This window comes from Dyella terrae (genome assembly GCF_004322705.1).
Lineage (GTDB): Bacteria > Pseudomonadota > Gammaproteobacteria > Xanthomonadales > Rhodanobacteraceae > Dyella_D > Dyella_D terrae.
This window is the reverse complement of sequence record NZ_SIZZ01000001.1, coordinates 1,520,606-1,532,627: the sequence shown is the minus strand read 5'-3', so window position 1 is coordinate 1,532,627 and position 12,022 is coordinate 1,520,606. Positions and strand designations below refer to the sequence as shown.

The window sequence follows — 12,022 nt, the reverse complement described above, 5'->3', positions numbered from 1 at the left end:
CCTCAAAGTTCGCGAATGAAGAAACGGTCGCAGCTGAAATGTCCGGTGCCGCCCATCGGCGCGCGGATCTGCTCGAAGCCGCTGCGTCGATACAGTGACTGCGCTGCGTCCATGCCGGTCAGCGTCTCCAGATAGCACTGCGTGAAGCCATGCGTGCGTGCCGCGTCAAGGCACGCGGTCATCATGGCCGTTCCGGCGCCGATGCCGCGCGCTTCCGGCAGAAAGTACATCTTGCGCAACTCACACACCTTGGGATCGGCATTCTCCAGGGGCGCGACGCCGCCTCCGCCGATCACCATGCCATCGCGTTCAACGACGAAGTACGCGCTGCGCGGCCGCGCGTACGACTCGAACATCGTGTCCACCTCGGCATCGTGAATGGCAAAGCCGGGGCCGTCGGCACCGAACTCGGGCATGACGCGCCGGATAATGGCGGCAACCGCCGGGTTGTCGCGCGCTTCGATGGGGCGAATGCGGAAGTCGGTGCTCATGGCGTTTGCGGCGTGCGATAGACCACGCCATCCTTCATGACGAAAACGGGGTGCTGCAAGTCGTCGATATGCTGGCTGGGATCGCCGGCGAACGCTGCGATATCCGCCCGCAAGCCCGTGGCGATGCGACCGAAACTGTCTTGCTTGCGCAGGATTTTCGCGGCCACGTCGGTGGCCGCATGCAGGGCCTGCGCCGGCGTCATCCCCGCATTCACCATCGCGGCCGGTTCGCGCCAGTTGGTGCCGTGCGTGAACACGCCCACGTCGCTCCCGTTGCCAATGATGACCCCGACTTTCATGGCGGTGCGGAACGCGCGATCGGCTTCACGCATGCGCGCGGTGGGCTCGCTCTTGCCGGGAACGTAATGCTCGAAATACTCCGCCGTCGACGAGACGGCCGTCAGCGTCGGCTCATACGCGACGCCCTTTTGCTTCATCAGGCGGAAGGTGGATTCACTGGCGCCGTAGCCATGCTCGATGGTGTCCACGCCGGCCTCGACCGCGAGCTTCACGCCTTCATCGCTCGATGCGTGGGCGGCGACCGGTCGCCCGGAAAGATGCGCGGTGTCGACAATGGCCTTCATTTCCGCGAGCGAAAGCGTAGGCGCGGTTCCACCATCGGGACCGACACGGTAGTCCGCATAGAGCTTGATCCAGTCGGCACCGTGTCCGGCCTGTTCGCGCACGGCGCGCATGGCTTCGTCAGTGCCACTGATTTCCTGTGCGCCGCCAGGGAGATCCACATCGGGGCGAAAACCGCGCGGGCCAGGTCCATAGCTGTCGCTGGCGACGATGGCGCGCGTGGCGATGAAAAGCCGTGGGCCTGGAATCATGCCCTCGTCGATAGCGCGCTTGACCGATACGTCGGCGTAGCCGGCGCCCTCGGTACCCAGGTCACGCAAGGTGGTGAAGCCGGACAGCAGCGTGTCCTTTGCATGCTTGGCGGCTTCAAGCGTGCGGTAATCCTGGGGCTCCTTCAGCACCTGGTCGTTCCACAGCGTCTCGTTGTACGGATGAAGGAACACGTGCGAGTGCAGGTCAATGAGGCCGGGGGTCAGGGTGGCTCCCGGCAGTTCAATGCGCTGTGCACCGGCCGGCGCACTGACCGACGCCGCCGGGCCGACCGCGGCGATGGCGCCGTCGTGCACCAGCACGACCCAGCCGGCATGCGCCGCCTGGCCATCGGCGGCCCAGACGCGATCGGGAACCAGCAGGACGTCGCCCTTGCTGGCTGGCGCCGCGTGGGCGTTAAAGCCGGCCAGGATGGCCAGCAAGGCGGTGACGCGAAGCTTCTTGCGCATGGTCGTCATGCTTTCCCCGGGAGCAAGCCCCGATCATAACGAGCGCCACGCGTGCCGTGCCATGCATGCCTTCTGGCACGTGACGAGGGTTCAGACCATGCCGGTGAGGTAGTAGGCCGCGATCACCACGAACACGGCGGCCGTCTTGATCAGCGTAATGGCGAAAATGTCGCGGTAGGACTGCCGGTGCGTGAGCCCGGTGACGGCCAGAAGAGTGATGACCGCGCCGTTGTGCGGCAGGGTGTCCATCCCGCCGGAGGCCATCGCCGCGACGCGATGGAGCACGTCCATCGGTATGCCGGCTGCCTGGGCGTTGTGCACGAACGTCTCGGCCATGGCCGCGAGCGCAATGCTCATGCCGCCCGAGGCCGAACCGGTGATGCCGGCCAGTGCGGTGACCGACACGGCCTGATTCACCAGCGGGTTGGGAATGTGGTGCAGGGCATCGGCAATCACGCGGAAACCGGGGAGCGCGGCAATCACGGCGCCAAACCCATACTCCGAAGCCGTGTTCATGGATGCCAGCAAGGCACCCGCGACAGCCGCCTTGCTGCCGTCGGCGAATCGCTGGAACACCACGCGCCAGGCGAACGCGAGCACGCAAAGAATGCCCAGCAGCAGCGCACCTTCCACGGCCCATACCGCTGCCAGTTTCGACACTTCCTGGACCACCGGCTTCGCATCGCCGATGACGGCCGGCACAAACGCCTGCGTCTCGCCGTACCAGCGGGGCAATGCGTCGGCAAGCAGCTTGTTGGCCACGCCCACAAGCACCAGCGGAAGCAAGGCGATCAAAGGATGCGCCAGTCGCTCGTCTTCGAAAGGCGCCGGCTCGTTGACCAGGTCCGTGCCGTATCCCTCGCCTGCGGCCGCCGCCGCGCGACGACGCCACTCCAGATAGGCCAGACCGACAAGAAGGATGAAGCCCGCGCCCAGGGTGCCCAGCCAGGGCGCGGCCCAGGCTGTCGTTCCGAAAAACGACGTAGGAATGATGTTCTGGATCTGCGGCGTGCCCGGCAGGGAATCCATCGTGAAGGTAAAGGCGCCCAGCGCGATGGTGCCGGGAATCAATCGCTTCGGGATGCCGGCCTGGCGGAAAAGCTCCGCCGCGAAGGGATAGACGGCGAAGACCACGACGAACAGCGACACACCGCCGTAGGTGAGTAGCGCGCAGACCAGCACGATCGACAGCATCGCGCGACTGCGCCCGACCAGGCCAATGGTGGCCGCGACGATCGACTTGGAGAATCCCGAGATTTCAATCAGCTTCCCGAACACCGCGCCCAGCATGAATACCGGGAAGTAGAGTTTGAGAAACCCCACCATCTTGTCCATGAACAAGCCGGTGAACATCGGGGCGACCAGTGACGGATCGGTCAGCAACACCGCGCCCAGGGCGGCGATCGGCGCGAACAGGATGACGCTGTAGCCGCGGTAGGCCGCATACATCAGGAAGCAAAGCGCGGCCAGCACAATCACAAACGCCATGGGGACACTACCTCGCTGCGCACCTGAAACACGATAGGTGGCGAGTATCCGGATGTGCCGTCAGTCACGGCACTGTACGAAGGTACAAGTGCCCGGTTCGCGGCCTCTGCCTAAAGTCGGCAGCATCGGCATCCTGGGTGAGGGTGCTCCTTACCGTTGGGGGAATCATGAAGCGCACGCGTTTGAGTCTGGCGATTGGCATGGTGGCGGGTCTGGCCTGCGTTCCGCTGTATGCACAGGAAGCGCCGCAGTCGGGCGATAACAACGCGGCGCCGACCGCCGCGAAGAAGACCGAGGCCAAGCAGCTCGAGGAGATCACCGTCAGCGCGCGTCGCCGCGATGAAAACATGGAGAAGGTACCGGTCGCCATCACCGCCTTCAGTGGCGAAGACCTGCGCGACCTCCAGGCGTTCAACATCGACGGCCTGCAGGGCGCGGTACCCAACCTCAACATCGTGCAGGGTCGCGGCTCGTCGTCGGCGGTGAACATCTTCATCCGTGGCGTCGGTCAGCCCGACGCGCTGCAGACTTTTGATCCCGGCGTCGGCATGTACGTCGATGACGTGTACTACTCGCGCATTCAGGGTGCGCTGATCAGCCTGTTCGACGTGGACCGCGTCGAAGTGCTGCGCGGCCCGCAGGGCACGCTCTACGGCAAGAACTCCACGGGCGGTGCGGTGAAGGTGGTGACCCGCAATCCGACGGAGCAGACGGAAGGCAGTGCGGAAGTCACGGCGGGTAACTATGGCCGCCGCGAAGGCAAGTTTTACCTGAGCGGTGGACTCGGTGGCGCATGGTCGGCATCCATCGCCGGTGCCGCCACCAAGACGGATGGCTATGTCACCGATCCGTCGAACGGTCACAAGTACAACGATGAAGACACCAAGTCGGTGCGCGGCAAGCTGCGCTTTCATCCGTCGGATAACTTCGACGCCGTGCTCGCGCTCGATTACACCCGGCAGGACACGGGCCTGACCCTGGGCCAGCCGGTCTCGCCGCTCAAGCGCACCGACCTGGTTCTGGGTTCGGTGACGTTGCTGCAGCCGAATCTCGACGAGAAGTACAACTTCCAGTCGCGCACCTCGTTCGACCCCGACAAGGGCCAGAAGCTCAAGCACGAAGGTGCCGCCCTCAACATGACCTGGAAGATGGATGATCGCTGGTCGCTCAAGAGCATCAGCGCTTACCGCAAGCTCAACAGCGAGTCGTACATCGACATCGATGCGTCCCAGTACCAGCTTGGCGACGTGCAGGTGAACTTCCACCAGAAGCAGGCCAGCCAGGAACTGCAGCTGCAGTACGACAACGGCAGCAACCTGCAGGCGGTGTATGGCCTGTTCTACATGCGTGAACAGGTGCCGTCACACCAGGAAGCCTACGCCGATGACCTGTTCGCCATCGCCGGCAATCGCATCAATTTCCTGCGCACCATCGATGACGACCTGACCACCACCAGCTGGGCCGGTTTCGCCCACGTGAACTGGCAGTTCGTGCCGAGCTGGACGCTCGCCGCCGGTCTGCGTTACAGCAGCGACGACAAGGATTACTACCGCACCACCAGCACCTTCTGGGGCGTGCCGTTCACCGCGCTCAACGGTACCGTCGCGCTCGACAAGAGCAAGACCTGGACCGCCTGGACGCCGACCATCAGCCTGCAGAAGCAAGTCGATCCGCAGACCATGGTCTACCTCTCGGCCAGTCGCGGTTACAAGGCCGGTGGTTTCAACGGTCGCGCCAATGACGTCAACGAAGCGAAGAACCCCGAGTACAACCCGGAATATGTGTGGACCTACGAGCTGGGCCTGAAGTGGCGCTCGGAGGACAACCGCCTGCAGGCCAACGTGGCTGCGTTCCACAGTGACTACAAGGATTTCCAGGCACGCGTGTCCGAGATCCAGAATCCGGGGTCGATCACGCCGACTTTTGCCTTCCCGGTCATCAACGCCGCCAAGCTCAAGATGGACGGCGTGGAATTCGAAGGTGCCGCCGTGCTCGGTGAAGGCCTGCGCCTGCAGGCCCAGGTCGGTTACCTGAAGGCGCGTTACGCCAAGTTCGATGACCATCGCCTGGATCCGACCGATCCGCAGTACAACCCGAACCTCCACAAGCACGTGCCGTTCTCGCCCAAGTGGACCAGCCGACTGGCCGCGTCGCAGAGCTTCAACCTGCCCGACGCCGGCACCATCACGGTGGGTGCGGATTGGTCGTATCGCGGCGAGACCTGGCTCAGCGTCGACAACTACAGCGCGCTCAGCCAGAAGGCGTACAGCCTGGTCGGCCTGTTCGGCATCTACGATTCGATGGACGGCCACTGGCAGTTCCGCGCGGGCGTGCGCAACCTGACCGACAAGGTGTACAAGACCGACGGACAGGAGTTCTCCAGCGTGGGCAACATTCGCACGGCGTACTACGGCATGCCGCGCAACTGGTACGTCAGCGCGCGCTATAACTTCTGATCCCCAGCGCCGGGCCGCGGTGGCCCGGCGCCATTTTTTTGGATTAGGGAAGACACATCATGAAGCTCCGTTGGATCATCGTACTGGCCGGCCTGGCCATGGCCTGGGCCGCCTCGGCGGAAGAGGCCGGCAAGCTGCCGGCGCTGACGATCAAGGCGGATCGTGTCGCCGTGACGGGACTCTCGTCGGGTGCCTACATGGCAACCCAGGCGCACATGGCCTATCCGGACATATTCGGTGGCGTGGCGATGGTTGCCGGCGGCCCTTACGGCTGCGCGGGCGGCAAGCTGGAAACCGCGCTGACCGCGTGCATGAAGGGCACGCCTGCACCGGATGTCGCAGCGCTGGTGGCGTCGGCCACCCAGCGTGCGAAGGCAGGTGACATTGGGTCATTGAGTGCTTTGGCGCACAGCCGCGTCTATCTCCTCCACGGCAAGGACGATGCCCTGGTCGCGCCGGCCGTGGCCGAGGCGGGTGCAAAGTTCTACGAGCAACTGCGCGACAGCGATCCAGCGTTGAAGGGCATGCAGGTGCATGACGACGGCGCACGCCCTTTCGCGCACAACCTGCCGATCGCGGCCACCGGTGATGACTGCGACAAGTCAGTGGCGCCGTACCTCGGCCATTGCGGTTTCGATGCCGCTGGCGAAATCTTCGCCCGGCTGTTCGGCAAGCCGCCGCATGCCGCGACCGAGGCCAAGGGTGAACTGCGCAAGTTCAACCAGAACACCTATCGTCCGGATGGCGCCGATGCGTTCCTCGCCGACGAAGGCTACGTCTATGTGCCGAAGGCCTGCCTCGCCGGCAAGCCCTGCGGCCTGGTGGTGGCCTTCCATGGCTGCAAGCAGAACGCCACGGCCGTCGGCGAGTCGTTCGTCAAGGATGCCGGCTTCAATCGCTGGGCCGACGCGTATGACGTAGCCGTCCTGTATCCTCAGACCCGCGCCAGCATGGCGCCTTTGAATCCGCAGGCATGTTGGGATTGGTGGGGATACTCGGGCACGAACTACGACAGCCGCCAGGGCGTGCAGCTGCGCTGGCTGGTGCGCGCGATGGAGGCGTTGGGACTGCCGCCACGTTCGTGAGTCGCCGTTGCGAAGCTTCGGTCACGCGATGGGAAAGAGGCCGCGCTGAGTTTTGCCGGCTCTTTCCCGCGCACTGTTCACGGTTAGCCGTTCACCGCGCTCCATGCTGACCGCCACGACCATTGCCGCCGCCGCCCTTGTCTGGCTCGGCCTGCTCTTCGGCGTCGCCATCCTAGGCGAACGCAAACCCGCTCTGCTCGAAAAGCGCTGGGCCATCGTCTACGCCCTGTCGCTCGCCATCCACTGCACCTCCTGGACCTTCTACGGCACGGTAACCCAGGCCAGCCGCTCCGGCTGGTGGCTGCCCCCGACCTTCGTCGGCGCGATCTTGATGTACTTCCTCGGCATCGGCGTACTGCGGCGCCTGGTGCAGCTTGCGCGCGACTACAACGCCGGCTCGATTGCCGACCTGATCGCCGTGCGCCTGGGTCGCCATTCCGGCCTCGCGGCGCTCGTCACGATCGTCATGCTGGTTGGCATCGTTCCATACATCGCACTGCAGCTCAAAGCCGTGGCCATGAGCTTTGCGATGCTGAGCGTGGGGCAGGTGACCGAGTCGGCACCGTGGGAAGACAGCGCCCTCTATGTCGCCTTGCTGATGGCTTTGTTCGCCATGCTGTTCGGTACGCGCCGCGCCTCCGCGATGGCCCACAACCGCGGCCTCGTCCTGGCGATGGCATTCGAGTCGCTGTTCAAGCTGGCGGCCATGCTCGCTTTGGGTTCGCTGCTGTTTGCGCCCTTGCCTGAAGGGGCTCGCATCGCCGCCGACGTGCCGCGTGACAGCTCCGGGTTCCCGGCCATGATCCTGCTCGGTGCGCTGGCGATGTTTACCTTGCCGCACCAGTTCCACGCAGGCGTGGTCGAGTGTCGCGACAGTTCGCACCTGCGCACCGCGCGCTGGCTGTTTCCGCTTTACATGCTGCTCATCTCGCTGCCAATCCTGCCGCTGGCTCGACTGGGCGACGCGTGGCTTGGGCCCAGCGGGGTGCCGTCCGATCTTTACGTGCTGGCCTTGCCGATGGCGCGCGGTCAGCACGGGCTGGCGCTGATGGCCTTCCTTGGTGGCCTCAGTGCGGCGACCAGCATGGTCGTCGTAGCGACGCTCGCGCTGAGCCTGATGGTCGTCAATCACTTCATCGCGCCCCTGCGCGTACGCGCGGGATGGGCGCGTGAAGAAGGGGGCGACCTGCGCGGCGAAGTGATCAATCAGCGTCGCGTCGCCATCGTGATGGTGATCTTGCTCGCCTGGGCCTATAGCCGTGTTCTGGCGCGCAACGATGTTCTTGCCGACATTGGCGCGATCTCATTCTCGGCGCTTGCCGGCCTCGCACCTGCCTTGCTGGCGGCGGTATACCGTCCGCAGTGGGGTGCGCGGGCCGTCGCTGCGGGACTCGCTGCCGGCACGCTGGTTTGGCTGTACGTCCTGTTGCCTGCGCTGATGCCGCACGGGCCGACGTGGCTGCACGACGGTCCCCTCGGGTGGCGCTGGCTCTCGCCCGATGGTTTCGCGGGGTTGGAGGACTGGAGTCGCCTCGGCCGTGCCGTGGTTGTCAGTCTTGCCGTGAACATCGTGACCATGATGGCCATCGCCAATTCGCGCATCGCGCAGGCGAGCCGGCCGGCGGACATCGGCGGGATCGGCGTTGCGGAACTTCGCGCCCTTGCATCGCGCTTCTTGCCCGCCGATCGCGTCAACTATCTTTTTGCCGATGCGCCGACGCAGGGCCTGGCCGGTGCCACGCGCGTGGCGGAAGTCGAGCACGATCTCGCTGCCGTGATCGGTGCGGCATCCGCTCGCTTGTTGCTCGAAGTCGTGCGCCAGCAGCGCCGGGAAGAAATCGACACGGTCGCGGCCATCGTCGGTGAGGCGGCGCAGGATCTGCGCTTCAACCAACGGGTACTCGAAGCGGCGCTCGAAAACATGAGCCAGGGCATTTGCGTGGTCGATGCCGAATTGCGACTGGTGGCGTGGAATGCTCGCTATGCAAGTTTGTTTGGCTATCCGGCGGCGATGTTGCAGGTAGGTCGTCCGGTGGCTGACCTCACGCGATACAACATCGATCGCGGCATGATCGGCGATGGTGAGGTCGAGGATCGCGTGCAGCGTCGTCTGACGCATATGCGCGCGGGCACGCGCCACCTTTCCGAGCGCCGCTTCCCCGATGGAACGGTGGTGGAAATTCGCGGCAATCCTATGCCGGGCGGCGGCTTCGTGGCGACATTTACCGACGTCACGGCGTTCCGGCGCGCGGAGGATGCGCTCAGGCGTTCGAACGAGACGCTGGAGCAACGTGTCGACGAACGCACGCGGGCGTTGGTGATCGCCACGGAAGATGCCCAGCACGCCAATGCCGCGAAGAGCCGTTTCCTCGCCGCCGTCAGTCATGACCTGATGCAACCGCTCCACGCCGCGCAGTTGTTTGCCCATGCGCTGGCCGAACGGACCGGCGGCAGCGATACGGCGCGCCACCTCAATGGCGCGCTGTCGGCGACCGAAGGCTTGCTGGCCGGCTTGCTCGACATGGCGCGACTGGATGGTGGTCGCCTGCACCCGCAACCGCGTGACTTCGCGCTGGCCGATGTGCTGGATCCGCTGGCTGCCGAATTTGGAGCGCTGGCCATGGAGCGGGGTATCCGTTTCCGCGTGGTCCGCAGTCACCGCTGGGCGCATTCCGATCCGCAGTTGCTTCGACGGGTGTTGCAGAATTTTCTCTCCAATGCGCTGCGTTATGCCGAGCACGGCAGCGTGCTCCTCGGCGTGCGACGCGAGGGAGATCGTTGCCTTTTGCAGGTATGGGATACCGGCCCGGGCATTGCGGCCGAAGAGCGCCAGTGGATCTTCGACGAGTTCCGACGCGGGAGCACCGCGGGCGGGCAGGGGTTGGGGCTGGGGTTGTCGATCGCCCAACGCATGGCTGCCTTGTTGGGGCATGAGTTGGCGCTGCGTTCGTGGCCCGGCAAGGGCAGCGTGTTCGAGATCGCCGTGCCTCTGGTCGATGCGCGTGCCGTTGCACCGGCGGTCGCCGAGTCGCCCCAAAGCGTGCCTGCAGGCCGTGCCCTCGTGCTGGACAACGAGCCGGCGGCGCTGGCTGCGCTTACGGCTTTGCTCTCGGGGTGGGGATGGCAGGTTCATGCCGCCCGCACCGCCGATCAGGCACGCGCGGTGCCATGGGTGCCGGACCTGCATATTTTCGATTACCACCTTGATGCCGGGCAGAACGGCGTTGACGTACTGGGATCACTGGGCGATGAAGCGCGAGGCGTGCCGACGGTCATCCTCACGGCCGATCGCGATGGCGAGCTGAGGCTGCGTTTGCAGGAGCGTGGGCTCGGCGTGCTCTACAAACCCCTTAAACCCCTGGCATTGCGGCAGGTGCTCCAGCGCGTGGCCGTCGCCCAGCGGGCCGGTTAATCCAGCGCCGGTTCGGCGAGCGCGAGCGATCTCAGCAACACGCTCGCCTGCGTGCGATTTCGCACGCCGAGTTTCTCGAAGATCGCGGTGACGTGCGCCTTGACCGTGCGCTCCTGGATCGTCAGGCGGTCGGCGATCTGCTTGTTGAGCAAACCTTCGGCGAGCAGGGCCAGTACGCGGTACTGCTGTTCCGTCAGGCGTGCCAGTCGCGAAGCGAGATCCGCGTCGGCCGCATCGGCGGGCAGGGCGGCGACGGCGCGGGCGAGTTCGGGCGGAAGCCAGGTGCCGCAATCGAGCACGGTTCGCACGGCCTGGCCTATGTCCGCCGTGCTGGCACTTTTGGCGATGAAACCGGCGGCACCATGATCGAGCACGCGGCGGACCACGCGGGGTTCGTCGTGTGCTGATACCACCAGCACCGCGACAGACGGGAACTGTCCGCGCAATGCCGCGAGGCCGGAAAGCCCCTGTGCTCCGGGCATGTTGAGGTCGAGAAGGACCAGTTCGATGTCGGGTTCGGCACCGAGCGTGGCAAGCACTCCCGGCAGGTCGGCTGCCTCATGCACGCAGCATTCGCCCAGGCTTTCGCGCACCGCCTGTTGAAGGGCTGCGCGATAGAGTGGGTGGTCGTCGGCGATGAGCAGATGGGTCATACCGCCGACGTTAGCGGCATGCGGCGATGGCGTCGAGGCCCGGAGGGGGCACGCGCACAAATCGGTTCGCCTGCCTGCCGTCGCAGGCAAGCGAACCCGGGTGCCTTACATCGACGGCGGTGTGGCGATGCCGATGCGGTGCGAGTACTCGCGATTGAGGCGCGTGAAGTTTTTCCAGAAGCCGCTCGGTTCGCGTTCGTTGAGATGCGCCTCCAGCACATCCAGGTGGGAATGCCAGCCACCGGACACGCTGAGCACGGCCTTCGTATCCGGCAGGCGCGAGTGCGTGAGTTTCAGCAGCACCTCATCGCCTTGTGGTGTCAGCTCATAGCGCACCTCGGAAGCTTCGCCCTCGCCGCTACACATCTGCCAGGTGTAGGCCAGCAGGTAAGGTTCGTCATACGCCGTGACCTGGCCTTCCATGCGATGTTCCTTGCCGCCGTCTTCATAGCCTGCCGGCGGCGTGGTGTCGTCCTTGGTCAGTTCGTTGTTGCGCCAGACATGGACGACCTTTCCGCCAACGTGCTCCTCGATGACTCCGGACGCCAGCCACAGGCGGCGCTTCTCCGATTCGATCAGGTAACTCCACACGCGCTCGATCGGGCCGGGCAAGAGTCGTTCGAATTGCACGGTCGCGGGTGCGATGACAACGCCATACTCGTTCATGGGAAACCTCCAGTGCTTGGCAACTAGGTGGGGGACATTCAGCGCTTGGGTGCGCCTGGTTTTTTCCGCGGGGTGCGGGCCGTGGGGACGGACTTGTCAGCTTTCCTGTCGGCCTCGAGCAAGGCCTGCAGGTGATCGAGGCGGTCATTCCAGAAGCGCTGGTAGTGCCGCATCCATTCCATGCCGTCATGCAGCGGGCGGGCGTCAAGCCGGCAAACGTGGATGCGTCCCTGTACTTCGCGCTCAATGAGCCCGGCACGTTCGAGCATCTTGATGTGCTTGGACGCGGCGGCGAGCGACATGTCGTAGGGCTCTGCCAGTTCACCGACGCTGCGCGGTCCGTCCGCAAGTTGCGCGAGCATGTCGCGACGCGTGGGATCGGCCAAAGCCTGGAAGACGTTGTCGAGCTGTTGTGTCTGATATTCAACCATGGGGTTGAACGTACGCCGGTCGAAAATGATTGTCAACCA

At 64.9% G+C, this 12,022-nt stretch carries 9 protein-coding genes; 3 read left to right on the top strand and 6 right to left on the bottom strand.

Translation table 11 applies throughout. The annotated features are described in order from the left end of the window. Window positions 1-2: 2 nt before the first annotated feature. The 3 genes from EYV96_RS06825 to EYV96_RS06815 all read right to left on the bottom strand — a co-directional run bounded on the left by EYV96_RS06825 (window position 3) and on the right by EYV96_RS06815 (window position 3,280). Entirely contained in the window at window positions 3-491 is a 489-nt protein-coding gene (locus EYV96_RS06825; RefSeq protein ID WP_131150693.1) for a GNAT family N-acetyltransferase, read from the bottom strand. Further along, window positions 488-1,792: a metal-dependent hydrolase family protein gene (locus EYV96_RS06820; RefSeq protein WP_131150692.1), complete on the bottom strand. Its 1,305-nt coding sequence runs from the start codon at window positions 1,790-1,792 to the stop codon at window positions 488-490. The genes EYV96_RS06825 and EYV96_RS06820 overlap by 4 nt, the downstream gene beginning before the upstream one ends. A gap of 90 nt (window positions 1,793-1,882) precedes the next feature. Further along, window positions 1,883-3,280, bottom strand: coding sequence for a GntP family permease (locus EYV96_RS06815; protein WP_131150691.1), 1,398 nt, complete (start codon window positions 3,278-3,280; stop codon window positions 1,883-1,885). 167 nt (window positions 3,281-3,447) lie between these two features. Between EYV96_RS06815 and EYV96_RS06810 the strand changes: the two genes are divergently transcribed. The 3 genes from EYV96_RS06810 (at window position 3,448) to EYV96_RS06800 (ending at window position 10,233) form a co-directional block, all read left to right on the top strand. Next, window positions 3,448-5,736: a TonB-dependent receptor gene (locus tag EYV96_RS06810; protein ID WP_131150690.1), complete on the top strand. Its 2,289-nt coding sequence runs from the start codon at window positions 3,448-3,450 to the stop codon at window positions 5,734-5,736. 59 nt (window positions 5,737-5,795) lie between these two features. After that, window positions 5,796-6,821, top strand: coding sequence for an extracellular catalytic domain type 2 short-chain-length polyhydroxyalkanoate depolymerase (locus EYV96_RS06805; RefSeq protein ID WP_131150689.1), 1,026 nt, complete (start codon window positions 5,796-5,798; stop codon window positions 6,819-6,821). Between the two features lie 103 nt (window positions 6,822-6,924). Further along, complete coding sequence (locus tag EYV96_RS06800) at window positions 6,925-10,233, top strand: PAS-domain containing protein (RefSeq protein WP_131150688.1); 3,309 nt, start codon at window positions 6,925-6,927, stop codon at window positions 10,231-10,233. Here EYV96_RS06800 and EYV96_RS06795 read toward each other — a convergent pair. The 3 genes from EYV96_RS06795 to EYV96_RS06785 all read right to left on the bottom strand — a co-directional run bounded on the left by EYV96_RS06795 (window position 10,230) and on the right by EYV96_RS06785 (window position 12,019). After that, entirely contained in the window at window positions 10,230-10,886 is a 657-nt protein-coding gene (locus EYV96_RS06795) for a response regulator transcription factor (RefSeq protein ID WP_131150687.1), read from the bottom strand. The two genes, EYV96_RS06800 and EYV96_RS06795, sit on opposite strands and share 4 nt — an antisense overlap. A 105-nt stretch (window positions 10,887-10,991) precedes the next feature. Then, on the bottom strand, window positions 10,992-11,552 hold the full coding sequence (locus EYV96_RS06790; RefSeq protein WP_131150686.1) for an SRPBCC family protein: 561 nt from the start codon (window positions 11,550-11,552) through the stop codon (window positions 10,992-10,994). A gap of 38 nt (window positions 11,553-11,590) precedes the next feature. Then, window positions 11,591-12,019: an ArsR/SmtB family transcription factor gene (locus EYV96_RS06785; RefSeq protein ID WP_240732360.1), complete on the bottom strand. Its 429-nt coding sequence runs from the start codon at window positions 12,017-12,019 to the stop codon at window positions 11,591-11,593. Window positions 12,020-12,022 lie beyond the last annotated feature (3 nt).

Bases quoted from the DNA above. Each gene is read 5' to 3' on its own strand.
- EYV96_RS06800 (WP_131150688.1), top strand. From the start codon at position 6,925: ATGCTGACCGCCACGACCATTGCCGCCGCCGCCCTTGTCTGGCTCGGC.
- EYV96_RS06815 (WP_131150691.1), bottom strand. From the start codon at position 3,280: ATGGCGTTTGTGATTGTGCTGGCCGCGCTTTGCTTCCTGATGTATGCG.
- EYV96_RS06810 (WP_131150690.1), top strand. From the start codon at position 3,448: ATGAAGCGCACGCGTTTGAGTCTGGCGATTGGCATGGTGGCGGGTCTG.
- EYV96_RS06790 (WP_131150686.1), bottom strand. From the start codon at position 11,552: ATGAACGAGTATGGCGTTGTCATCGCACCCGCGACCGTGCAATTCGAA.
- EYV96_RS06795 (WP_131150687.1), bottom strand. From the start codon at position 10,886: ATGACCCATCTGCTCATCGCCGACGACCACCCACTCTATCGCGCAGCC.
- EYV96_RS06820 (WP_131150692.1), bottom strand. From the start codon at position 1,792: ATGCGCAAGAAGCTTCGCGTCACCGCCTTGCTGGCCATCCTGGCCGGC.
- EYV96_RS06805 (WP_131150689.1), top strand. From the start codon at position 5,796: ATGAAGCTCCGTTGGATCATCGTACTGGCCGGCCTGGCCATGGCCTGG.
- EYV96_RS06825 (WP_131150693.1), bottom strand. From the start codon at position 491: ATGAGCACCGACTTCCGCATTCGCCCCATCGAAGCGCGCGACAACCCG.